The sequence below is a fragment of the Paraburkholderia hiiakae genome, assembly GCF_904848665.1.
Taxonomy (GTDB): Bacteria; Pseudomonadota; Gammaproteobacteria; order Burkholderiales; family Burkholderiaceae; genus Paraburkholderia; species Paraburkholderia hiiakae.
This window is the reverse complement of record NZ_CAJHCQ010000035.1, coordinates 24,747-49,188: the sequence shown is the minus strand read 5'-3', so window position 1 is coordinate 49,188 and position 24,442 is coordinate 24,747. Positions and strand designations below refer to the sequence as shown.

General features: G+C 65.8%; 18 protein-coding genes. 5 read left to right on the top strand and 13 right to left on the bottom strand.

Annotated elements, in window-relative coordinates; all coding sequences use genetic code 11:
• The 8 genes from JMY28_RS37185 to JMY28_RS37150 all read right to left on the bottom strand — a co-directional run.
• Positions 1 to 101, bottom strand: a 101-nt coding sequence (locus tag JMY28_RS37185; protein ID WP_201700868.1) for an FAD-dependent oxidoreductase, incomplete at its 3' end; no start/stop codon positions are given.
• Between the two features lie 96 nt (positions 102 to 197).
• Positions 198 to 485 carry a hypothetical protein gene (locus JMY28_RS37180; RefSeq protein ID WP_236597214.1) on the bottom strand — a complete coding sequence of 96 codons (288 nt, stop codon included), beginning with the start codon at positions 483 to 485 and terminating at the stop codon, positions 198 to 200.
• Positions 486 to 547: 62 nt separating this feature from the next.
• Positions 548 to 1,480 (bottom strand): electron transfer flavoprotein subunit alpha/FixB family protein, encoded by a 933-nt coding sequence (locus tag JMY28_RS37175; protein WP_201700872.1) that lies wholly within the window; start codon positions 1,478 to 1,480, stop codon positions 548 to 550.
• A 24-nt stretch (positions 1,481 to 1,504) separates the two neighbouring features.
• Entirely contained in the window at positions 1,505 to 2,254 is a 750-nt protein-coding gene (locus JMY28_RS37170) for an electron transfer flavoprotein subunit beta/FixA family protein (protein WP_201700871.1), read from the bottom strand.
• A 274-nt stretch (positions 2,255 to 2,528) separates the two neighbouring features.
• Positions 2,529 to 4,940 carry an efflux RND transporter permease subunit gene (locus tag JMY28_RS37165; protein WP_201700867.1) on the bottom strand — a complete coding sequence of 804 codons (2,412 nt, stop codon included), beginning with the start codon at positions 4,938 to 4,940 and terminating at the stop codon, positions 2,529 to 2,531.
• A 31-nt stretch (positions 4,941 to 4,971) separates the two neighbouring features.
• Entirely contained in the window at positions 4,972 to 6,090 is a 1,119-nt protein-coding gene (locus JMY28_RS37160) for a WD40/YVTN/BNR-like repeat-containing protein (protein WP_201700866.1), read from the bottom strand.
• A gap of 111 nt (positions 6,091 to 6,201) precedes the next feature.
• The gene (locus JMY28_RS37155) at positions 6,202 to 7,575 is read right to left on the bottom strand and encodes a DUF1329 domain-containing protein (RefSeq protein ID WP_201700865.1); all 1,374 of its coding nucleotides are present in this window, start codon (positions 7,573 to 7,575) and stop codon (positions 6,202 to 6,204) included.
• A 30-nt stretch (positions 7,576 to 7,605) separates the two neighbouring features.
• A complete protein-coding gene (locus JMY28_RS37150; protein WP_201700864.1) occupies positions 7,606 to 9,381 on the bottom strand; it encodes a DUF1302 domain-containing protein in 1,776 nt (591 codons plus the stop codon).
• Between the two features lie 367 nt (positions 9,382 to 9,748).
• On the opposite strand from JMY28_RS37150, the gene JMY28_RS37145 reads away from it, so the two are divergent.
• Entirely contained in the window at positions 9,749 to 11,830 is a 2,082-nt protein-coding gene (locus JMY28_RS37145) for a 3-hydroxyacyl-CoA dehydrogenase NAD-binding domain-containing protein (protein WP_201700863.1), read from the top strand.
• 37 nt (positions 11,831 to 11,867) lie between these two features.
• The gene (locus tag JMY28_RS37140; RefSeq protein ID WP_201700862.1) at positions 11,868 to 13,046 is read left to right on the top strand and encodes an acetyl-CoA C-acyltransferase; all 1,179 of its coding nucleotides are present in this window, start codon (positions 11,868 to 11,870) and stop codon (positions 13,044 to 13,046) included.
• Positions 13,047 to 13,134: 88 nt separating this feature from the next.
• Here the strand turns inward: JMY28_RS37140 and JMY28_RS37135 are convergent, their stop codons facing one another.
• Complete coding sequence (locus JMY28_RS37135) at positions 13,135 to 14,937, bottom strand: acyl-CoA dehydrogenase (RefSeq protein ID WP_201700861.1); 1,803 nt, start codon at positions 14,935 to 14,937, stop codon at positions 13,135 to 13,137.
• A 293-nt stretch (positions 14,938 to 15,230) separates the two neighbouring features.
• On the opposite strand from JMY28_RS37135, the gene JMY28_RS37130 reads away from it, so the two are divergent.
• On the top strand, positions 15,231 to 16,289 hold the full coding sequence (locus JMY28_RS37130; RefSeq protein ID WP_201700860.1) for an MBL fold metallo-hydrolase: 1,059 nt from the start codon (positions 15,231 to 15,233) through the stop codon (positions 16,287 to 16,289).
• A 283-nt stretch (positions 16,290 to 16,572) separates the two neighbouring features.
• Positions 16,573 to 18,144: an AMP-binding protein gene (locus JMY28_RS37125; RefSeq protein WP_201700859.1), complete on the top strand. Its 1,572-nt coding sequence runs from the start codon at positions 16,573 to 16,575 to the stop codon at positions 18,142 to 18,144.
• A gap of 141 nt (positions 18,145 to 18,285) precedes the next feature.
• Here JMY28_RS37125 and JMY28_RS37120 read toward each other — a convergent pair whose 3' ends face one another.
• A complete protein-coding gene (locus JMY28_RS37120; RefSeq protein WP_201700858.1) occupies positions 18,286 to 19,854 on the bottom strand; it encodes a class I adenylate-forming enzyme family protein in 1,569 nt (522 codons plus the stop codon).
• A 76-nt stretch (positions 19,855 to 19,930) separates the two neighbouring features.
• The gene (locus JMY28_RS37115) at positions 19,931 to 20,830 is read right to left on the bottom strand and encodes an SDR family oxidoreductase (protein ID WP_201700857.1); all 900 of its coding nucleotides are present in this window, start codon (positions 20,828 to 20,830) and stop codon (positions 19,931 to 19,933) included.
• Between the two features lie 302 nt (positions 20,831 to 21,132).
• Here JMY28_RS37115 and JMY28_RS37110 point away from each other — a divergent pair, with 302 nt between their 5' ends.
• Positions 21,133 to 22,275 carry an acyl-CoA dehydrogenase family protein gene (locus tag JMY28_RS37110; RefSeq protein ID WP_201700856.1) on the top strand — a complete coding sequence of 381 codons (1,143 nt, stop codon included), beginning with the start codon at positions 21,133 to 21,135 and terminating at the stop codon, positions 22,273 to 22,275.
• A gap of 95 nt (positions 22,276 to 22,370) precedes the next feature.
• Here the strand turns inward: JMY28_RS37110 and JMY28_RS37105 are convergent, their stop codons facing one another.
• Together JMY28_RS37105 and JMY28_RS37100 are read right to left on the bottom strand one after the other, a co-directional pair.
• A complete protein-coding gene (locus JMY28_RS37105; RefSeq protein WP_201700855.1) occupies positions 22,371 to 23,138 on the bottom strand; it encodes an enoyl-CoA hydratase/isomerase family protein in 768 nt (255 codons plus the stop codon).
• Between the two features lie 48 nt (positions 23,139 to 23,186).
• On the bottom strand, positions 23,187 to 24,428 hold the full coding sequence (locus tag JMY28_RS37100; protein ID WP_201700854.1) for a thiolase family protein: 1,242 nt from the start codon (positions 24,426 to 24,428) through the stop codon (positions 23,187 to 23,189).
• Positions 24,429 to 24,442 lie beyond the last annotated feature (14 nt).

Sequence of the window (24,442 nt, the reverse complement as noted above, 5' to 3'; positions counted from 1 at the left end):
ACGCCGATTTCAGCGCCTTTCTCCGCGGCCAGCTGCTTCAGGCGGATCGCGGCGGACAGCCCGGCGGGGCCACCACCCACGATCACCACGTCGTATTCCATCGACTCGCGTTGCGGCGCGAAGTCGTCCTCAGTCACTGTCGAAATGCACACTGCCGTACGTCTCCAATTTTGTTATCCACTGCGCGCGGTCTCCGCTTACGGCTCGCAGGCGAGCGCGAACGGTCGTCGCAGCGAGGCATGGGTCTCCATCGCCGCGCCCATCACGGGACTGCGTGGCGCAGGCGGGAAAACGCACCATGAGCCGTCGTCGTGACGGAAGAACACGATGGACAGCTTGCCGCGCTCGCGGCTCGCTTCGACGCACACGTAGCGCCACAGTTTCCTGCGCGTATGACTAAAGCGAGTCACGCGGATATGCCCGGCCTCCTGCGTGCCGAGCCACGACTCCACAACGTGGCGCAACGATCTTTCCCGCGCAGCCATCAACTTCTCCTGCCTGTTTTCCTGCCCGTTTGCACTTGCATCGCCTGCGCAGCGTCAGACGCTCAAACGACTTCGGCGAGTTCCGGCACGACCGTGAACAGGTCGCCCACGAGGCCATAATCGGCCACGCTGAAAATCGGCGCTTCTTCGTCCTTGTTGATCGCGACGATCACCTTCGAGTCCTTCATCCCGGCCAGATGCTGGATCGCGCCCGAGATGCCGACTGCCACATACAGTTGCGGCGCGACGATCTTGCCGGTCTGACCGACCTGGTAGTCGTTCGGCACGTAGCCCGCATCCACTGCTGCGCGCGAGGCGCCGAGCGCGGCGTTGAGCTTGTCGGCGAGCGGTTCCAGAACCTTCGTGTAGTTCTCGCCACTGCCCAGGCCCCGGCCACCCGAGACGATGATCTTCGCGCTCGTGAGTTCCGGACGGTCGAGCTTCGTGACTTCACGGCCGACGAACTGCGTCAGGCCACTGTCTGCTGCCGCTTCGAGCTTCTCGATCGCTGCGCTGCCGCCTTCGGCTGCAACGGGGTCAAACGCGGTCGTGCGGACCGTGATGACCTTGACGGGATCGACCGACTGCACCGTCGCGATCGCATTGCCCGCGTAGATCGGACGCTCGAACGTGTCCGGCGCGTCCACGGCGGTGATGTTGCTGATCTGCGCGACGTCGAGCTTCGCGGCGATACGCGGCGTGACGTTCTTGCCCGCAGCCGTTGCCGGAGCGAGGATGTGCGAGTAGTTCTTGGCGATCGCAATAACCGTCGCTTCGACGTTCTCTGCAAGACCTTGCTCGAGTTGCGGCGCATCGGCGAGCAGCACCTTCGCCACGCCTGCGATCTTCGCTGCTGCGTCCGCTGCGGCCTGGGCATTGTGGCCCGCGACCAGCACGTGCACGTCGCCGCCAATTTTCTGTGCCGCTGCGACGGTGTTCAGCGTCGCGGCCTTGATCGAGTGATTGTCGTGTTCAGCTATTACCAGATTGACCAGATTCGTCATTTTCGTCTGCTCTCCTTACAGCACCTTGGCTTCCGTCTTCAGCTTCTCGACCAGCGTCTTCACGTCCGGCACCTTCACGCCTGCGCTACGCTTGGGCGGCTCGACAACCTTCAGCGTCTTCAGGCGCGGCGTGACGTCAACGCCCAGGTCTTCCGGCTTGAGCGTTTCGAGCGGCTTCTTCTTCGCCTTCATGATGTTCGGCAGCGTGACGTAGCGCGGCTCGTTCAGGCGCAGATCGGTCGTCACCACGGCGGGGAGCTTCAAAGACAGCGTTTCCGCGCCGCCATCCACTTCACGCGATACGGTGGCTCTGCCGTCCGCGACCACAACCTTCGAGGCATACGTGGCTTGCGGCAATCCAGCCAGCGCGGCGAGCATCTGGCCGGTCTGGTTCGAATCGTCGTCGATGGCCTGCTTGCCGAGGATCACGAGCTGCGCCTGTTCCTTGTCGACCAGCGCCTTCAGGAGCTTCGCGACAGCCAACGGCTGCAATTCAATCGCAGACTCCACGAGCACCGCACGATCCGCGCCGATGGCCAGCGCGGTGCGTAACGTTTCCTGGGCCTGCGAAACACCGCACGAAACGGCGATCACCTCGGTGGCCACGCCGGCCTCCTTCAACCGCACCGCTTCCTCAACAGCGATTTCGTCGAACGGATTCATCGACATTTTCACGTTGGCGATATCGACGCCCGTGCCATCGGATTTCACGCCGACCTTCACATTCGCGTCCACGACGCGCTTGACTGCCACCAGAACCTTCACCTCTTTCTCCTTTACCGCTTGATCTTGTCGAGCGCCTGGCGCAATGCGGCAACCGATATCGCACAGCGTCGCATTCGGATACGCATCACCGCTCACGTGCTGCGCGAGCGCGGCGGAACTCATTTGCCGCAACGGGAGCGGCACGGTTCCAGAATAGGGGAATCGAGGGAGATTGCCCCCCGCCCATTTTGGGGGGCTGCGGGCTGCGCGCGGGCCGTGCTTTTTGGGGCGGGAGCCCGCGCAGGAGGGGTAGCCGCGCCACGCGCGGCGCGCATCACTTCGCCAGTGCGTGGGCGCAGGTCGTGCGCTTCGCGCTCGCGCGATTGAGAAGGAAGTGCGAAAGCGCGGGGATGAGAATCAGCGCGCCCACCATGTTCCAGACGAACATGAACGTCAGCAGGATGCCCATGTCGGCCTGGAACTTGATCGGCGACCACGCCCACGTGACGACGGCCGCGGCGAGCGTCACGCCGATCAGCGCGATCACCTTGCCGGTGAATCCAAGCGCCTCGCGATACGCGGCTTCGAGCGTCGCGCCGCGGCGTTGCAGCGCGAGTTGCACGCTTACGAGGTACAGCGCGTAGTCCACGCCGATGCCCACGCCGAGCGCCGTGACGGGCAGCGTCGCGACCTTTACGCCAATGCCGAGCGCGACCATCAGCGCCTCGCACAGAATCGACGTGAGCGCGAGCGGCACGACTGCCACGACCACGGCCCGCCAGTTCCTGAACGTCACGAAACAGAGGGCGATCACGGCCGCGTAGACGAGCAGCAGCATCGTGCGATTGGCCTTTTCGACCGCGATATTCGTGGCCGCCTCGATGCCCGCACTGCCCGCCGCGGGCAGGAACTGCAGCTTCGCGGTATCGTGCTGCGCGGCGAAGCCTTCCACGGCGTTCACCACCTGTTCGAGCGTCTTGGCCTTGTGGTCGGCGAGGAACGCAATCACGGGCGCGACCGAGCGCGCGCCGTTCACCAGCTCGGGATTCGCGACATAGGCGTTGTTGACCGCATCGGTGGAGACGAACGGGTCGCGGCTGATCGTCATCCAGCGCGGGTCGCCTTCGAAACCGGCCGCCGTGTTGCGGCGGCTCACGCCGCTGATCGACATCGTGGTCTGCACGCCGCTCACGTCGCGCAGGATCTGCTCGAGGTTGTCCATCTCCATCAGCGTGCGGTAGTCGTTCACGCCACCCGGCGGCGTCTTCACGATCACGGCGAACTGGTCGGTCGAAAGCCGGTAGTGGCTCGTGACATAAGCGTTGTCGAGGTTATAGCGCGAGTTGGCGCGCAACTCGGGCGCACCCGGATCGAGATCGCCGATCTTCAGATGCTCGCCCACCAGCAGGCCGCCCGCCATCAGCGCGCCGGCAACGAGTACGGCAACGCACGCCGGCGCGCGCCGCGTGAACGGCACGAGCAGCGTGGCGAGCAGATGCCGCCCCGCGGCCGCGTGCAGGCTGCGCGCGGCCGCCGCCGCGCTCACTCCCGTGTACGACAGCATGACCGGCAGGAACACGAGGTTCGTGAAGATCAGCACAGCCACGCCGACGCTCGCCGCGACCGCCAGCCCGCGAATCACGGGGATGTCGATCAGCATCAGCACCGCGAAGCCGACTGCGTCCGCGAGCAACGCCGTCAATCCCGCGAGAAAGAGCCGGCGGAACGTGTACCGCGCGGCAACGTAGCGGTGCGTGCCGCGCCCGATGTCCTGCATGATGCCGTTCATCTTCTGCGCGCCGTGCGAGACGCCGATCGCGAAGATCAGGAACGGCACGAGTATCGAATACGGGTCGAGATCGACGCCGAGAAGCCGCACGATGCCGAGTTGCCAGACGACGGCTACCAGCGAGCAGCCGATCACGAGCGCCGTGCTGCGAGCGCAGCGCGTATAGCCGTAGATCACGGCCATCGCGATCGCCGCCGCGGCGGCGAAATAGACCGCGACCTCCATGAGTCCATGAATCAGGTCGCCAACCAGCTCGGCGAAGCCGATCACGTGAATGTCGATGCCGTCGTGGGCGAAGTCGTGACGGATCTGCTCGAGCGAGTCATGCAGCGCGCGCGCGTCGAACGGCTGGCCGGTATCGGCATAGCGGTCGAGCAGCGGCACGAAGATCGTGCTCGAGCGCAGGTCGTCGCCCACGAGCGAACCCGTAATGCCCGCGCGCGCCACGTTCTGGCGCAGCTTCGCGAGGCTCGCGGCCGAGCCGTCGTAGTCGTCGGGCATGACCGGACCGCCCTGAAAGCCCGCCTCCGTCACCTCGGTCCAGCGCACCACTGGCATCCACAGCGATTTGACGAAGGCGCGATCCACGCCGGGCAGCAGGTAGATCCTGTCGTTGACCTCGCGAAGCACCTTCAGATACTGCGGATCGTAGATGCTGCCGTTGCGGTTCTCGACGACCACGCGCACCGAGTTGCCGAGCGAGCGCAGCGAGTCGATGTTGTCGAGGTAGTTGCGGATGAAGGGGCTCGACTGCGGCATCATCCGCTCGTAGCTCGCGCTCACATGGGACTTCGTGGCCTGGTAGCCGAGCAGCGCCGTCAGCACGAGACAGACGGCCACGATCCACAGGCGATTATTGAAGATGAGGCGCTCGAGCCGCGACCCGGAGTTCGCCGGAAAATCGGCGCGCGTGCTCACGACAGGCGTGGCGTCGCCACGTTCGGAATGGGGATTCATAGCGAGGTTCTCTTTGCGGGGTCTGCGTTCGTTAGCGTGCGGACACGACACTCGCGCCTTCCAGCGACGTGAGCGCAAGCGCCTCGCCGTCGAGCGCCAGTACGCCCGTGAGCGCGGCTGTCCGGCCTGCGTTCAAGGATTGGAACGTGCCGGCGGATTCGTCGTAGCGGGCGGCCTCGCCGCTCGACGTGACGAACACGATGGCCGCTCGCGATGCGATGAACGCGGCGCTCGTCACCGCACCGTGCAGCGGGCTTTTCAGCGGCGCCCACGTGAGGCCCCGGTCCGTGCTGCGGTAGATCGTGCCCCGCAGTCCGTAGGCATAGAGCGCGCGCGCATTGCCGGCAATGCCGAAGAAGCTGCCTGCATAGCCCGTCTGGACCGGGGCGAACTTGCCGCTCGCCTCGTCCAGGCGAAAGACCGTGCCCTTCTCACCCGCGATGTACACGCCGCCCGCCACACCGCGCACCGCGTTCAGATGCAGGAACTGCGGATTGTCGATGCGTTCGAGCATCGGCCGCCAGGTCTTGCCGCCGTCGTCGGTGGCGATCGCGGTGCCGAACGGCCCGACAGCGATGCCATGTTGCGCGTCGCCGAACCAGACACTCAGAAGCGGCAGCGAAGGCCCTGCCTTGTAGTTGAGCAGCAACTGATCGAGGTACGGCTGCAATGCGGTCTCGCCGTGAGCGATCTTTTGCTTGTAGTAGTCCGTGAGCGAGATCGCCGCCATGCGTCCGTCGAGCTGGCGGCTCCACGTCTTGCCGCCATCCGCCGTATGCAGCACGACACCGTCGTGCCCAACGGCCCAACCATCCGCGGCAGTCGGAAAACTGAGCGCGACGAGGTCACTGCGCACCGGCGCCGCCACCTGCGCCCAGTGCTTGCCGTCGTCATCCGATACGGCGATCAACCCCCGCATGCCGACCGCCACGAGCCGCGTGCCCGCGCGCGAGAGCGCCATCACGGGACGCCCGGCAACGCTCGCGTGCATGATGGCGGGCGCGTCGAGCGGATCGACGAAAGCGTCCTTCTGCGCCACGGCCGCCGCAGTCGCGGGCGCCTCCTGCCCCGCCGCCGTGTGCACCGTCAAGCCTGCGGCAACGAGCGCCGCCAGCAGCAGTCCCACACGCGCGGCGCCTGAATGAGTCATGTGAAGCATCTTCTTCCTCGAACGTCCATTGCTCGCCCCGCCCCGGCACCGCGCCGCAATCCGCGCAATGCCGGGACGCCTCGGGCCACGCATCACACCGGCAGCGCGCCTTCAGCGCAAGCCCGTGCCCGCCATGCCCACGGGCGTGAACAGGTTGCCCTTGTCGAGTTTGTCGGACACACGCAGAAGCGGCGCGCCGTTCTCGCCGGTCGTATAGGAGAGGAAGTAGTTGCCCTTCTCGAGGTCGTAGAAACCGAGCGTCACCGCGTACACGCCGCCGCCGTCATAGAGCGGGAAGTGGTAATCGAGGCCCACGCGCCAGAGCTTGCCGTCGTGGCCGTAGCCGTCGGTCTCCACGAAGTTCCAGCTGTCCTCGTCGACGTAGAACGTGCGCTTCGAGTACGCGTGGCGCGCGTCAGCCTTCAACGTCGCCTCGACCACCCACACGCGATGACGCTCCCAGCGCACCGCTTCGGGCTTCACATGCTTCGGGCCGAACACGTCGTCCACGGGCAGTTGCGAGAGCCGATAGTTGTTGTACGGCACGATGATCTCTTTCTTGCCGATCAGCTTGAAGTCGAATCGGTCCATGCGTCCGCGGAAAATCGAAGCCTCGTCCCAGAACGTCACGCCGCCATAGCTCGCCGCGGGTGTGTCGTACTTGTAGTCGGGCGCCATGCGCGAGCGGCGCTGCGCCGGGAAGTACGCCCACGTCACCTGGTCCTCCTTCGAGTAGTCGATCGAATAGTCGACGAGCACGCTCTGGCCAGCCGAGGTCGGCGGGGTCAATAGTTGCGCCCACAAGCGGTCGTACGGCCAGTCGGACTTGCCGCCCGCGTTCTTCGGGTCGTAATACGGGCGATATTCGACGAAGTTCAGCACGGGCAGCGCCGTGCGGCCGCCGGTGGTATCGACGAGATACGCGCCCACGTTCGAAGCCGAGTACTCCGTGCGCTGATAGTTGAGCAGCGCATTCCACATCACTTCATAGCCGTTCTTCGGAATCGGGAACGGAATACCGCCGAACGCCCCCGCCACGCCGTCGCCATCGACCTTGCCCGTGAGATGCGCGCTCGTCGCGTTCTTCACCGTGTTGTCGAGCACCCACTGCGGATAGAACACCGAACGATGCGTCGGATAGACGTCCACGCGATAGTCGGGGAAGCGCTTGAGCAGCGCCTGCACGCCGGGCGTGAGCTGGTCCGCGTATTGGCCCATGTTCGCAGCCGTTACGCTGAAAAGCGGCTTTTCGCCTTTAAACGGATCAGGCCACTTGCCGCTGTTCGGCACGTAGTCGGCGGGTGGCGTGGTGAGGCCGCCGGTGTACTCGGGGATGGCGCCGTCGGCGCTGGCCGCCTTTTCGGCGCCGAATGCGGTGAGCGTCGTGCCGAGCTGTTTGGCCTCTTCCGCGGAAACCGCGGCCCACGCGCCGGCGGCGTGCAGCGTCACGAGGCTCGCTGCGGCCAGACGAAGCAGAATTTTCATGCGTTTGTTCTCCTGTCTATTAGGAATGCTTTAGAACGACGACTGGAGGGTCAGCGAGACCCAAGGCCGGTCGTTGAGGTCGTAGAGACCGTTGCCGGCGCTGTCGTAGGACAGACCGCTCGGCGTCAACGACGTCGCGTTCACGTGAGCGTGGTAGCCGATGTACGAAAGCGTGAGCGTCGCGCGCTGGCGAATGAGCGCCTGCACACCGATGGAATACGTGAAGAAGCCCTGCGCGCCGGCCGCGGGTCCCGGGTTGATCGGATTGGTGCCCCAGATGCCGCCCGTCAACGAAGTCGGCAGGCTCAAGTCGACGCCCGGGAACACCTGCAGCCATTGCGGCTGGAACACCAGGCCCATGCCCACATAGTCCTTCGTCGAACAGCCGTTCCACTTGTTGTTGCTCGGGCAGCCCGCGTAGCCAACGCCGTTATAGAGCTGGGCGTTCTGTGTGACGGACAGCAGGTGCGTGTAGCCGATTTCCGCCGTGAGCGTGCCCGTGTCCCACAGCGGCGAGCGCGAGAGCGGCACGATGGCGTTCGTCACGAGATTGAGGACGTTACCCTTTGCGCCTTCGGTCTGGTTGGCAATGGCGGGACTGAGCGCCGTATTGAGCGCCGTGTTGTGACGGTACGAAGCTTCGAAGCCCACAGCCACGCTGCCGAGCGTCGTGTCGAGGCTATAGCCGATCAGTTGTGCGCCGCGGTTATAGGCGAGGTGATAGTCCGTCGGCAGCGACGTCTTCAGCGCGGGCACGGCCTTCCAGTTGGCGAGCACCCACGGCTGGGTTTCGTCGAGACGCCGGAAGTAGAAGCCCATTGCGCCGTTCATGAATTGCGGCGTCCAGCCGAGCTTGATGCCGAAGTTGTTATCGACTTGCGGCGGCGTGATCGAGGGGCTTTGCGGCACCTGATACGAGAATGGGGCGCTGCTCGGCGGCAGACCGAACAGCGGCCGCACCGCGCCCGGCAGCGACGTGACGAACAGATTGCCCGGCCCCTGGGCGATAAAGTCGGCGGCCTCGATATACGTGCCGCCGGTCGGCAGACGGTTGTACGTCCAGCCAAACGCATACTGGCCCGACAACGACACTTCCGGCGTGACCTGCGCCGTCAGGCTGACCTGCGGTCTCGGCAGCAGCAGCTCCTTCGTCTGCGTGCCCGGCGTGTTGTAGGCCTTGATGCCGTCCGTCGCGCCCTGCGCGTATGAAATGCCCTGTGTCGGCGAAAGCAGCGAGTTGCCCCAGTACTCGGTGAACTGCCCGACCTTGAAGTAGATCGAGTGGCCGGCGACCTCCGAGTTATAAAACGCGAAGCCGTCGAGCAACTGCGCGCCCTGCACGTAGTAGCGGTTCGTAAAGGAACCGTAGACGCCGTTGGGATAAGCGCGGATCGACTGATAGGTGATGCCCGGCGCGTAGGTGCCGGGATTCGCCACGTCGCCGCTGCCATAAGCGAAGTCTTTCCACGCCGAGCCGGACAGGCGCAGGCCCACATAGCCCTGGTACGCCGCCGTGAACTCGGAGAGGATCGACACGCGGTTCGTCACGATGTCGCCCGCATGGCTGAACTTGTAGTCGCCCTCGTCAAAGTTCGGGTTGTTGCCGATCATCGGATCGACGCCCTGGGTACGCATGCCGAGGTTGTAGCTGAACGTGTTGTCCCAACTCACGTCCCAGTCGGACGAGCCTGTGTCGATCTTGAACGCGTAGGCGTGCAGCGGCGTCATGGCCGCGATCAGGCTTGCCAGCACCGTGAGGCGCGGCAGCGTCATGGCGCTGCCGTCTTTGCGACTCTTGCGATACATCTGTTCGTCTCCTTTTTTGTCGTGGTCTTCGTCGCCAGCTCTTCTGTGAACGCAAGCCTCCCCTGCGGCGCGTGCGTGCGATCCATGGCATACGTTGCCAGCACCCCACCCCCTCCCTCCCCTGTAAAAAGGAGGGGGCGGGTTAACGTGCTTGGGGTATGCGAGACGAGGGCCGGCGGCCCCCTATAAGGACAGGGGATGGCGGCGCGAGCGAGCGGCGATGATGTGCGCCATTCACCCTCGAAACGGGCCGGCGCCGCACGCGCGTCCTGCTTTCGCGGAGGCGGCCGTTTGCGCGTGCGCTTCCTCGCGCAAGCGCCGGTGGCAGCGACTTCGGTAGCGGCTTCAAGACTCAAAGGAAACCAGCATGACGGCGCAGTACCAGGCTCATGACGGCGTAGCCGTCATCACGCTCGACCATCCCCCCGTAAACGGCCTCGGCCTCGCGACGCGTACCGGCATCGTGGAAGGCATGACGCGCGCCCTTGCCGACGATGGCGTCAAGGCCATCGTGATCGCCGGCGCGGGCAACACGTTTTCGGGCGGCGCGGACATTCGCGAGTTCGGTACGCCCAAGGCCTTGCAGGAACCGAGCCTCGCAACGGTGATCGCCACCATCGAGGCGTCGGTCAAGCCCGTGGTCGCGGCGATCCACGCGAGTGCCATGGGCGGCGGTTTCGAGCTCGCGCTCGGCTGCCACTATCGGGTTGCGGCTTCGACGGCCCAGATCGCACTCCCCGAGGTCAATCTGGGCCTGCTGCCCGGCGCGGGCGGCACGCAGCGCCTGCCGCGCGCGATCGGTCTCGAACCGGCGCTCAACCTGATCCTGAGTGGCGCAACGCAGCGTGCCGGACAGTTCGCGGGCACGCGGCTCTTCGACGAAATCGTCGCGGAAGATGTGCTCGCCGCCGCAATCCGCTTCGCCAAGGTTGTCGCCGCGGCGCCGTGCCCGCACCCGCGCCTGCGCGACCTGAAAGTGCGCCACGAAAACGCCGAGGGTTATCTCGGCGTCGCGCGCCAGACCGTGGCCGCGCAGCCGGGCCCGTTCCCCGCGCCGTTGCGCTGCGTCGAGGCGGTTGCCGCTTCGCTCAAGCCGTTCGACCAGGGGCTCGCCGAAGAGCGCGAGCACTTCGTTCATCTGCTCGCCACGCCCGAGGCGCGCGCGCTGCGCCATGCGTTCCTCGGCGAGCGCGCGGCGAGCCGGATTCCCGACGTGCCCGCTGACACGCCGACACGCAAGATCGAGCGCGTCGCGGTCATTGGCGCGGGCACGATGGGCGGCGGCATCGCCATGAATTTTCTCAACGCGGGCATTCCCGTCACGCTGCTGGAAACGAACGGCGAAGCGCTCGCGCGCGGCATCGCCGCGATCCGTCGCAACTACGAAGGCAGCGTGAAGAAAGGCAAGCTTGCGCACGACGAGTTCGAGCGCCGCATGCGGTTGCTCTCGGCGACGCTCTCGTATCACGAGATCAAGCGCTCCGATCTCGTCATCGAAGCCGTGTTCGAAGATCTCAGCGTGAAGGAACTTGTGTTCCGCTCGCTTGATGACGTCATGAAGCCGGGCGCAATCCTGGCCTCGAACACCTCGACGCTCGACGTCGACCGCATCGCCGCCTTCACACGCCGCCCCGATGACGTGATCGGCCTGCACTTTTTTAGTCCTGCCAACGTCATGAAGCTGCTCGAAGTGGTGCGTGGCGCGAAGACCGGCAAGGACGTGCTCGCGACCGTCATGCAGCTCGCGAGGCGAATCGGCAAGACGGCGGTCGTCTCAGGCGTGTGTGACGGCTTCATCGGCAACCGCATGATCGAACAGTACAGCCGCCAGGCGGGCTTCCTGCTCGACGAAGGCGCGCTGCCCGAGCAGGTGGACCGCGCGATCGAGAAGTTCGGCTTCGCGATGGGACCATTTCGCATGATCGACATGGCGGGCAACGACATCGCCTGGGCGATCCGCAAGCGCCGCGCCGTCGAGCGGCCGGAATTCAACTACTCGAAGACGGGCGACCGGCTGTGCGAGAACGGCCGCCTCGGACAGAAAGCGGGCGCGGGCTGGTACGACTACAAGCCGGGCGACCGCAGGGCGTACCCGAGCCCGTGGGTCAACGAAATGATCGTGCAGCACTCGAAAGATCTCGGCATCACGCGCCGCAAGATCTCCGACGAGGAGATCGTCGAGCGGCTCGTGTTCGCGCTCGTCAACGAAGGTGCGTTGATACTCGACGAGGGCATTGCGTCGAAGGCCTCGGACATCGACATGGTCTATCTGAGCGGCTATGGCTTTCCGCGCTTTCGTGGCGGCCCCATGCTCCATGCGGACCATGTGGGCCCCTACAACGTCGTGCGTGCGATGCGCCGCTACGCGCAGGGCTACCAGGGGCACGCCTGGGAAATCGCGCCACGCCTCGCGCGCCTCGCCGAAGCAGGCAACGGATTCAACGACTGAGCGCGCGATTCGCGCAAAACATCGAAGGAATGACATCATGAATGAAGCAGTCATCGTCTCCACGGCGCGCACCGGCCTCGCGAAGAGCTGGAAGGGTGCGTTCAACATGACCCACGGCGCGACACTAGGCGGCCATGTGGTCGAGCACGCCATCGCGCGCGCCGGCATCGAGCCCGGCGAAGTCGAAGATGTATTGATCGGCTGCGCCAACCCCGAAGGCGCGACGGGCGGCAATATCGCGCGGCAGATCGCGCTGCGCGCCGGTTGCCCGGTCACCGTGCCCGGCGCTACCGTCAATCGCTTTTGTTCGTCTGGACTCCAGACGATTGCCATGGCCGCGCAACGCGTGATCGCCGGGGAAGGCGACATCTTCGTGGCGGGCGGCGTCGAAAGCATCTCGTGGACGCAGCGCCAGATGAACCAGCAGTTCGCCAGCGACCCGTGGCTCGTCGAGCACAAGCCCGAAATCTACTGGAGCATGCTGCAGACCGCCGAGAACGTCGCGCGCCGTTATGACATCTCGCGCGAGCGCCAGGACGAGTACGGTGCGCGCAGCCAGCAACGCGCGGCGGCGGCGCAGGCGGCCGGGCGCTTCGACAAGGAAATCGTGCCGATCACCGTGCTCGCCGGCGTGACGGACGCGGCCACGGGCCAGATCGGGACGAAGCACGTGACGCTCGCTGCCGACGAAGGCATTCGCGCCGACACGACGCTCGAAGGCGTCGCGAAGATCCGTACCGCGCTGCCCGGCGGCGTGATTACGGCGGGCAACGCGTCGCAGTACTCAGACGGCGCGTCGGCGGCGGTCGTAATGAGCGCGCGCGCCGCGGCCGCGAAGGGGCTCGAACCGCTAGGCAGGTTCGCCGGTTTTAGCGTGACGGGCTGCGAGCCGGACGAGATGGGCATCGGCCCCGTGTTCGCCATTCCGAAGCTGCTTGCCAAAGCGGGGCTCAAGGTCGAGGACATCGGCCTGTGGGAGCTGAACGAGGCGTTCGCTGTGCAGGTGCTTTACTGCGCGGACCGGCTCGGCATTCCGATGGATCGCTTGAACGTGAACGGCGGCGCGATTGCGGTCGGTCATCCGTTCGGCGTTTCGGGGGCGCGGCTCGCCGGGCATGCGCTGATCGAAGGCAAGCGCCGAGGCGTGAGGTATGTCGTGGTGACGATGTGCATCGGCGGCGGCCAGGGTGCGGCGGCGCTTTTCGAGGTGCTTTGATCGCGCGCTCGCGCGGCGGCGGTCGGGTCGCGCGAACGGCGGGAGTGGAGATAAACGGGGCTTTCGCGGCCCCGTTTTTGTTGGCGGATCAGAACAGGTCTTCGCTCAACGCGAGCATGCCCTCACCGCCGCGCGCAGCAACGATCGTCGCTTCGAACGCCGCGGCCTGCGGCAGGATGTGCGTAGCGTAGTGGTGCGCGGTCGCGATCTTCGCGCCATGGAATGCCGGATCCTCATGCATCAGCGCGTGCGAAGCGATCAGCGCACGGGCCATCTGCCAGCCGCCCAGCATGACGCCCGCGAGTTTCAGATACGCGACGCCACCCATGTACGCGGCGTTCGGATCGGCCTTCGCGTTCTCGAGCATGAAATCGACTGCATGCGAGAACGCGCGGTTTGCCGCCGCGAGATGCTTGTGCATGGCCTTGAGCGCGGCGTCATCCGCGTATGCCGGGCTCGCCTCGAGCGCCTGCACGGTCCGCTCGATGTCGCCGATGATCCGCTTCGCTACCGCGCCGCCGTCGCGCACGGTCTTGCGGCCGATGAGATCGTTGCCCTGGATCGCCGTCGTGCCTTCGTAGATCGGCAGGATGCGCGCGTCGCGATAGAACTGCGCGGCGCCGGTTTCTTCGATGAAGCCCATGCCGCCATGAACCTGCACGCCGAGGCTCGCGGTTTCCACCGCCATCTCCGTGCTCCAGCCCTTCACGACCGGCACCATGAATTCGTAAAGCGCGTGGTGTTCGGCGCGCGTCGTCGCATCGGGATGGCGATGCGCGCGATCGGCATGCGCCGCCGCGACGAGCGCCACGGCGCGTGCCGCCTCGGTCAGCGCGCGCATTGTGCCGAGCATGCGGCGCACGTCCGGGTGATGGACGATCGTCACCGGGCAGGACGAAGAGCCGTCCACCGGACGGCTCTGTACGCGCTCCTTCGCATAGCCGCGCGCCTTCTGGTACGCGCGCTCGGCAAGCCCGATGCCTTGCATGCCCACGGCGAAGCGCGCCGAAATCATCATGATGAACATGTACTCGAGCCCGCGATTCTCCGCGCCGATCCGCTCGCCGATCGCGCCACCGTTGTCGCCATACTGGAGCACGGCGGTCGGGCTGCCCTTGAGGCCCATCTTGTGCTCGATCGACACGCACTGCACGTCGTTGCGTGCGCCCAGCGTGCCGTCGTCGTTCAGGAGGAACTTCGGCACGAGAAAGAGCGAGATGCCCTTCACGCCTTCCGGCGCGCCGGGCGTGCGCGCGAGCACGAGATGAACGATATTGCCGCTCATGTCGTGCTCGCCCCACGAGATGAAGATCTTCGTGCCGAACAGGCGGTACGTGCCGTCGGCCTGAGGTTCCGCGCGCGCGCGCAGCATGCCGAGGTCGGAGCCGGCCTGCGGCTCCGTGAGGTTCATCGTGCCGGACCATTCGCCCGAGACGAGGCGCGGCAGCCAGCGCGCCTTCTGCCCCTCGCTGCCTGCCATGAGCAGCGCCTCGATCGCGCCGTCCGTGAGCGATGGGCACGTCGCGAGCGACAGATTCGCGGCCTTCTGCATTTCGAGGCACGCGGCGCCCACCAGCCTGGGCAAGCCCTGGCCACCGTATTCGACAGGATGCGCGAGGCCCTGCCAGCCGCCATCGACGAACTGACGGAACGCCTCCTTGAATCCCAGCGTTGCGCTCACTGCGCCATCGCGCCACTGCGGCGGTTCGCGGTCGCCCGTCACGTTCAGCGGCGCCCAGACCTCGCTTGCCAGCTTGCCGGCCTCGTCCAGCACGGATTGCACGGTTTCGGGCGTGGCTTCCTCGAAGCCCGGCAGCCGGGCAACGTCGTCGAGGCCCGCCAGTTCCTTCATGACGAACAGCATGTCCTTGATGGGCGCGCTATAGCTCATCGTCTCCTTCTCCTGTGGGATGTTTGACAGGCGCGGCCGAGGGGTGCCCGATGAAGGCGAGCCGCACGGCCCCGCGCCGCCTGGGTGATGCGGCGAACGTGTGCGGCTTGCGCGCGCATCGGCCAGACGCAGTTGGATGTCGATTTGAGCAGGCCGCGCGTTACACCGCCCCTGTCCTGAAGGCGGGGAGGCCCACGCCCCCCTCCAAAGGGCGGGGGAAAAACCAGCCGAATCGCGATACAAGTCGAACATGCACAGTTGCGCAGATTCGAACCATTCCACAAAGGACAGCAATGACTGACGCGAACCATCGGGACGCGGGCCACGGGCTCGCCTATCCCTGCGGCGCGCCGCCGGAACGCGGCGAAGCGCGCGAGATCGCGCCGGGCGTGCGCTGGATGCGCCTCGCGCTGCCCTCCTCGCTTTCGCACATCAACGTATGGGCACTGGAGGAAGCGGACGGTCACACGCTGATCGACACCGGCCTCGGCAACGAAGCGACGATCGAAGCATGGCGCGCGTTGCTCGACGGGCCGCTCGCCAAAGGCGTCACGCGCGTGATCGTCACCCACCTGCATCCCGATCATGTGGGCATGGCGGGATGGCTCACGCGGCGTTTCGGCCGGCGGCTATGGATGACGCGCACCGAATACCTCCAGTGCCGCATGCTCGCGGGCGACACGGGCCACCCGGCCCCCGACGAGGCGATCGCGTTCTATCGCCGCGCGGGCTGGGACGCCATGGCGCTCGACACTTACCGCAAGCGCTTCGGCACCTTCGGCCGGCTCATCGCACCGCTACCCGCGAGCTACCGGCGCATGCGCGACCGCGAGATCGTCGCGATCGGAGGCCACGATTGGGAAGTCGTCGTCGGTTCGGGACACACGCCCGAGCATGCCTGTCTGTACTGCCCGGCGCTCAAGCTCTTTGTCTCGGGTGACCAGGTGTTGCCGCGCATTTCGTCCAACGTATCGGTGCTGCCGAGCGAACCCGACGCCGACCCGCTCGCCGACTGGCTCGCCTCGCTCGATGCGATCCGCGCCCGCGTGCCAGACGACGTGCTGGTGCTGCCCGCGCACAACGAGCCGTTCACTGGCCTGCATGCGCGGCTCGCGCGGCTTGCCGCTTCGCAGCAGCGCGCGCTCGAGCGGCTGCACGGCACGCTGCGCGAGCCGAAACGCGCCGTCGATACGTTCGGTGCGCTCTTCGGCCGCGCGATCGCGCCCGAAGACGCATCGACTTACGGACTCGCGACGGGAGAAAGCATCGCTCACCTGAATTACCTGGTGAACCGCGGGCTCGCGGCGCTCCAGGAAGACAGCGACGGCGTGGCCTGGTATCGAGCGATTTGAGGGGCTATCTGAGGGGTTATCTGAAGGACACCTCAGGACGAAGCACGCAGCAAGCGCGGCCGTCTTGCGAGGAGTGCGACAATGGTCGTGCGCGAACTTGCCCGTCGCGCGGCCCCGTCACCTCGCCCGCCGGCCGCTCCCTATGCCAGCGCACGCGCGACGCCCCAGCCCCACGAAAAGGAAGGAGCGACGCCGAATGCGAATGCATAAAATCGGCTGACGCGCTGGCAGGCGCACGCATCATGCGCCTTGGCGGCCAGCCAGGAAAAAACGGAGACATGGGATGAAAATGAACTTTGCGCGGATTCTCGGCTACACCGCGCTGCGGTACGCGGACAACGAAGCGCTCGTCAACGTCGAGCGCGAGCGGCGCTATACGTTCGGCGAACTCCATCGGGTCACCAACCAGATCGCCAACATGATGCGCGAGCGCCTGAACCTGCGCCGCGGCGACACCTGGATGTGCCTGGTCGAAAACGACAACATGTCGCTGCTGCACGCGTGGACCGCCCTCAAAGGCGAGGCGGGCGCGGTGTACACGAACTTCCGTGACTCGCTCGAGGAGCACTGCTGGCAGCTGGACTTCATCAAGCCCAAGGTGGTGTTCATCGAGAACACGCTGCTCGAGCGTTATTTCGACCTCCTCACGCAACGCGGCATCACGGTTGTCTGCATGGACCCGCCTGCCGCGCCGCGCGCAGGACTCCTTGACTTCTGGGATCTCGTTGAAGGCTGCAGCGACGCCAATCCCGATGTCGAAAGCGACGCGCTCACGGACGTGCTCGTCTATCGCTTCACGGGCGGCACGACGGGCAAGAGCAAGTGCGCGCAGTACACCATCGACAACTGGATGGCCATGCGCGACGCGTCGTACTTCGAAAACGAGCAGTACTTCGGCGAAGCAACACGCAACCTGCATATGGCGCCGATCAGCCACGCTTCGGGCTTCAGCATCCTGTCCACGTTCTTTCGTGGCGGCTGCAACGTCACGCAGAACATCGCGGACCTGCGTCAGTGGTGCGTGAACGTGCAGACCGAGAAGATTACGAACGCGCTGCTCGTGCCGACGCTGATCTATCGTCTGCTGGAAGTGAAGGAGACCGCCAACTACGATCTATCCACGCTGACCACGATCTTCTATGGCGGCTCGCCGATGAGCCCCGCCAAGCTCAAGCTCGCGCAGGAGCGCTTCGGCAACGTGTTCACGCAGATCTACGGCGCGACCGAGGTTCTGCAGATGGTTGCGATGCTCTCGAAGGCGGATCACCTCACCGGCGTCGAGACAGGCCGCCTCGCATCGGCGGGCCAGGTCGGCACCGGCATCGAAGTCAAGGTGGTGGACGAGAACGGCCAGGAAGTGGCGCAAGGGCAGACGGGTGAGATCTGGGTGCGTTGCCGCGGCACGATCGCCGGCTACTTCAACAACCCCGAGGGCACAACCGGCGAGTTCGACGACGGCTTCTGGAAATCCGGCGACCTCGGTTATCTCGACGACGGCGGCTACCTCTTCATCGTCGATCGCAAGAAAGACATGATCATCACGGGTGGATTCAACGTCTACGCCGTGGAGGTCGAAGCCGCGTTGAGCTCGCATCCCGCCGTGGAAAATGCCGCCGTGGTGGGCGTGCCGCACGCCGAATGGGGCGAGACCGTGCACGCCGAGGTGCTCGTGCGCGCCGGCATGGAGGTGAGCGCCGAGGAACTGATCGAGCACGTGAAGGGACTGCTTGGCCGCTTCAAGGCGCCGAAAACCATCTGCTTCGTCGAAGCGTTGCCGTTGAGCCCGGTGGGCAAGGTGCTGCGCCGGCACGTGCGCGAGAAGTACTGGAAGGATCAGGCCCGGCGTATCGGCTAAACGAGGGCTAAACGAGGCGCGGCCCAGGTGGCCGCGCCGTGTGCGGCCAGGCTGAACACAAAAAAAGGCCGCCCCGCGGCATTCGCCAAAAGGGGCGGCCCAACACTGGCCCGCTTATGCTGCTTGTGCCGCTGATGGCGCTTAAGAAACGCGCCGCGACACGCCGCTCCAATATTTCTCCCTCACCGTGCGCCGCAACACTTTGCCGACTGCGCTGAGCGGCAAGGTCTGCACGAACGTAATGGATTTCGGCGCCTTGAAGCGCCCGAGCCGCCCTTTCGCGTACTCGATCAGCGCCTCGGCCGACACCCCCGCGCCCGCGCGCAGCACGACCTCCGCATGCACGGCCTCGCCCCATTCGTCATGCGGCACGCCGACCACCGCGGCGTTCTCCACGGCCGGATGCGCGCTCAATGCGGCTTCAACCTCCACCGCATAGACGTTGAATCCGCCGGTGATGATCACGTCTTTCTTGCGATCGACGATATACAGATACCCTTCTTCGTCGACATAGCCGAGATCGCCCGACTTCCAGTAGCCGTCCTCGAACTCCGAAGCGCTCGCGATCGGGTTGTCGAAGTAGCCCGAGATCGTCGCCCGCGAGCGCAGCCAGATTTCGCCGGTCTCGCGATGTGCGAGTTCGTCGCCGTCCTCTCCCACGATCTTCAGGTCCATGCCAGGCGCCGGGCGCCCCGCCGACGCGAGATGGCGCTCGCCGGGCCGCGCATGATCGGCCTTCGTGAGCGTCGAAATCGCCTGAAGACACTCCGTCGATCCGTACTGCTGAATGAATATGTTGCCAAAGCGCGCCTGCGCACGCGAGAGCTTCGCCGGGCTCATCGGCGAGCCGCCGTAGATGAGCGTGCGCAAGCTCGACAGATCGTGCCGCGCCGCTTCTGGTAATTCGAGCAGCCGATAGACGAGCGTTGGCAACAGCAGCGTGGTCGTAATCCGCTCGCGCTCGATGTTGCTGCACCACTGCGCGAGATCGGGCACGTTCTGCGTGACCGTGCACCCACCGCGAAAGAGCGTCGGCAGCATGCCGAGGCCCGAGCCGTGGCTGATCGGCGCCATGTGCAGATAACGTGTTGCTTCGGAGTAGACCTGCTCGTACTCGACATAGAGCGAGTCGCGGCTGGCAAGCCAGTTGTCCATGGTGTACTGCGCGCACTTGCCCTTGCCGGTCGTGCCTCCCGTGAAGCGATAGACGAGCGGATCGTTGAACGCGTCGTTCGAGACACCGGGCTTGTCGTCGCGCACGCCGTCGAGGAGATCCCAGAAGTACGCGAGGCCCGCGCGCGGCGCGGCGGGCGGGTCCATGCACACCACCTCGATGCCGCGTTCGTGCAGCCAGTCGAAATAGCGATCGAGCAACGCGTTCTCGATGAACACGACTTTCGGCCCGATGAATTCGATCTGCGAACGATGCTCGTCGATCGAATCGCGGATGTTGGTCCATGCCGCGGCCGCTTCGCCCTTGAGCGCAGTCCATGCGTGCAGCAGCGAAAGGTTGTCGTTTTCGAGCAGGCACAGCCAGACGTCGCCGCGACGCAGGCTCAACCGCTCGCGCATCATGTTGGCGATGCGGTTGGTGAGACGGTGCAGTTCGTCGAAATCGTAGCGCCGTGCGCGCTCGACGTTGACAAGCGCTTCGCACTGCGCGAAGCGCACTGCGAGGTGAGACATGATGTTGGCAAAGTCCAGCTTCATCGTATCGCTCCACCCTGAAAATGCACACGGCGTCCGTGCGGGACGCCGTGTGTGTGTTTCGACTCGATGCTTGCCGTTATTGCACGGCGGGCGCGAGGAACTGCTGGACCTGCTGCGTCACTTCCGCATATTGGCGCGCCGTGCTCCAGTCGGCGATCTGGCCGAAGCGCGCGGCTATGCCCTCGGGCGTGAGCGCTTCGTCCGCAATATGGACCGGCGCGGTCTCCATGATCGTCGCGGTCGAGAACGTGCCGCCGCCCGCCGCGAGGATCACCTTCGTCGGCGCCTCTTCGCTGCACAGGTACAGCACGCCCGGCGTGACGCGCTCCGGCTGGATGCGCTGCAGCGCTTCGGCGGGCAGCACGTCTTCGGTCATGCGCGTCGCCGCGACCGGCGCGAGCGTGTTGACCTTGATGTTGTTCTTGCGGCCTTCCACGGCAAGCACGTTCATGAGGCCCACGAGCGCCATCTTGGCCGCGGCGTAGTTCGCCTGGCCGAAGTTGCCATAGAGGCCCGCTGCCGACGTCGTCATCATGATGCGGCCGTATTCCTGCGCGCGCATGATGTCCCACACGGCCTTCGAGCAGTTGATGGAACCCATCAGGTGCACGTCGAGCACGAGCTTGAAGTCTTCAGGCTGCGACTTCGAGAAACTCTTGTCGCGCAGGATGCCCGCGTTGTTCACGAGGATGTCGATACGGCCAAACTCGGCCATCGCCTGCTCGACCATCGCCTGGACCTGCGCCGGATCGGCGACGTTCGCGCCGTTCGCGATCGCGCTGCCGCCCGCCTTGCGGATCTCGTCGACCACGGCTTGTGCCGCGCTCGTCGAACTGCCCGTGCCGTCGCGGCTGCCGCCGAAATCGTTGATCACCACTTTCGCGCCGCGCGCGGCGAATGCCAGCGCGTGAGCGCGGCCAAGACCCGCGCCAGCGCCGGTGATCAGCGCAACCTTGCCGTCAAAACGGATGCTCATGAAAGTCTCTCCAATGTCTCGATCAAAAGAATGAACCCGTACCGCCGCTTTCGCGGTGCCCCAGGTCGTGGATCGAGCATATGACGCGCCTCGCACGAGCGCCCCCGTCCAGATTGGGGGGCGCGCTTCGCCGCGAGCGTCGCCCCCCTCCAATGTAGGGGCGCGACGCGCTCGCGCGCCGTTCATAGTTCGACCCAGCATGGGGCTCGCGCGCACGCGCGGCCCCTGCCGCATTGCCATGCCGTGGGTCGCGCGCTGCCGCGCGGGCCACGGCGCATGTCCAACGAGGAGAGGGAGAACCCATGACCGACGTATCCGCAGCGTTCCTGAGCGAACAGGAAGTGATGATCCGCGACTCGGCGCGCACCGTCGCCAACGAAATCGTCGCCCCGACGGCCGCCGAGCGCGACCGCACCCACGCATGGCCGGCCAGCGAGCTCGACGCCATCGCGAAGCTCGGCTTTCTCAGCATGCTCGTGCCCGAGGAGCACGGCGGCTCGGGCGCGACCTTCGTCGACTACTGCCTCGCGCTCGAAGAGTTCGCCGCTGCCGACGCGGGGTTCGCCACCGTCGTGCACGTCCACAACACGATTGCCGGCCTGATCGCGGAGCTTGGCGACGACGCCCAAAAGGCCCGCTTCCTGCCGCGCATGATCACGGGCGAGCACATCGGCGCGGGCCTCTTTTCCGAGCCGCAGGCCGGTTCGGACACCGCCGGGTTCCGCACGTCGGCAAAACGCAACGGCGACCATTACGTACTGAACGGCAACAAGCAGTTCATCTCGAACGGCAACAAGGCCGGCGTGGGCGTCGCGCTCGCGATCACCGACCAGGCCTCGGGCAAGAAAGGCGCGAGCATGTTCATCATCGACACGTCCGAGCCCGGCTATCACGTGGCGCGCGTCGAGGACAAGCTCGGCCAGCGCAGCGCACACCTCGCGCAAATCCAGTTGATCGACTGCTGCGTGCCGGTGGCGAACCGCATCGGCGAGGAAGGCAGTGCCTATCGGCAGATGCTGCGCGGCATGTCGGAAGGCCGCATCGCGATCGCCTCCATCGCGGTCGGAGCCGCCCGCGCGGCGCTCGACGCCGCCGTGCGCTATGCGAAGGAGCGCGAAGCCTACGGCGCGCCGATCATCAACCTGCAAGGCGTCGCCTTCGACCTCGCCGACATGGCCACGCAGGTCGAGATCGCGCATCAATTCGTGCTTCACGCCGCGCGCCTTCTCGTGGCGGGCATACCCTGCACGAAGGAAGCGTCGATGGCCAAGCTCTTCGCGAGCGAAATGGCCGAGAAGGTCTGCTCCGAGGCGCTGCAAATCCACGGCGGCTACGGCTATCTGAGCGACTTTCCGGTCGAGCGCTACTACCGCGACGTGCGCGTGACGAAGATCTACGAAGGCACGAGCCACATCCAGAAGCTGATCATCTCGCGCACGCTCTGAGCGCTCGCAACTGCATGAAAAAGCCCCGGTGCGCATGGCGACCGGGGCTTCTTTTTTAACCGGCGCACATGCCGGTCATACGACACCCATCTCCACTACTTCGACACGAAGCGCGCGCACGCTTGCTGGAAGAACGCCGAACGCACGAGACCGCGTTGCACTTCGCGCTCGGCGGCGAGCGACTGCTTCATCGACATCTGGCTCGCGTCGTCCACGAGCCGGCGGCACTCGACGATGGCCTCCGAAGGCAGCGCCGCGAGCTTCTTCGCCATGGCGAGGGCCTGCGTCATCAATTCGGCGTCGTCGAAACATCGCCAGACTACGCCCCATTGCTCCGCCTGCTCGCCAGCGATGCGGTCGCCGAGCAACGCCATGCCAAGTGCGCGCGGGCGACCGAGCGCGCGCCCGAGCACCCAGTTGATGCCGAGATCGGGCACGATGCCGAGCTGCGTGATCTGCGCGACGAGAAAGTAGGCCGAGCGCGAGCACAGCACGATATCGGCGGCGAGCGCGTAGCCGAGCGCGCCGCCCGCGCACGGTCCGTTGACGGCCGCGATCACGGGCACCGGCGCTTGCGCAATGTAGCGTGCGATCGGGTTACCGAGGTCCTCCATGTACTCGCCGATCGTGCGCGAAAGCGCGTCCTCGCCTTCCTGGGCGAGTGCGTTGAAGAGGCGCACGTCGCCGCCCGCCGAGAACACGCGCCCGGCGCCCGTCAGCACGATGGCGCGGGCGCCCTGCGCGACGGCTTCCGGCAGCGCCGCGCCGAGCTGCTCGAGCATGGTGCGGTCCATGACGTTCCAGGGCGAAGCGCCCTTCATCGTCAGGACTGCGACTCGATCTTCCCAACTGATTTCGACCATAGATTGACTCCAGGCCGGCCGCGCGGGCCGGCCACGTGCTTTGCGCGGTTATGCCTTGCCGAGAATGGCGATGTGCTCGAGCGCCTCTTCGACGCGCCAGAGACCGCCGCCGTTGCCCTGGATCGCAAAGCGCACGCCTTCGACCTGGCGCGGGCCGCAGTTGCCGCGCAGCTGCTCGACGAGTTCGAAGATCTGGCCAAGGCCGGTCGCGCCGATCGGATGGCCCTTCGATTCGAGGCCGCCCGAGGGGTTGACGACGATCGAGCCGCCAAGCGAAGTCTCGCCGCGCTCGGCGAGAATGCCGCTCATGCCCGGTTCGCGCAGGCCAAGACCTTCGAACGTGATCAGCTCGCCAATCGCGGTGGCGTCGTGCAGCTCGGCAACGTTGATCTCGGACGGGCTGATGCCGGCCTGCTCGAAAGCCTCCTTCGCGGCTTGCGGCGTGCAGGCGTTCTCGTAGTCGTCGGCGGCGCGCAGGGAGCCCGAGCGCAGCACGCTCGCCATCACCTTGACCGCGCGGCTGCGGTCGAAGCCGTACTTCTTCAGCGCGCTCTCCGTGCAGAGGATCGCGGCGGCGGCGCCGTCCGAGATCGGCGAGCACATCGGCAGCGTCATCGGATACGTGATGGGCGGCGCGGCCAGGACTTCGTCGATCGTCATCGGCTTGCGGTACTGCGAGCGCTCGTTGTGGACCGAATGCACGTGGTTCTTCGCCGCGACCGCCGCGATCTGGCGCTGCGTCACGCCGAAGCGCGACATGAACGCACGGCCCAGCGCCGCGTAGACGTCCATGAACGGGCTGTACGGCTTCTCCGATTGCGAGCCGGGCGGCGGCACGATGTCCCTGCCCATGTCGGCGAGGCAGTTCTTGTTCTCGTCGAGCGTTTCGACGTCCCATGCCGATTCGAAGCACGAGAACATCTTCGCCTTGTCGTCCGAGTACATCTTTTCCGCGCCCACCGCCAGCACGACGTCGGCCGCGCCCGCGCGCAGCTGCGTCACCGCGAGGTTGAACGCCGCACTCGACGACGCACACGCGCCCTCGATGTTGTAGATCGGAATACCGCCCAGGCCGATCGGCAGCAGCGCGACCTGGCCGCGAATCATGTGCTGGCCGTCGAAGTGGCCCTGTGCCGTGTTGCCGAAGAACGCGGCGCGGATCCACTTGCGCTCGCACCCGGCGTCCTTGAGCGCGTCCTCGACCGCCCACGCGGTGAGCTGCTTGACGCTCTTGTCCATGTGACGGCCAAACGGCGTCATGCTCACGCCGACGATATAAATGTTTTCCATGGTTTCCCCAATAG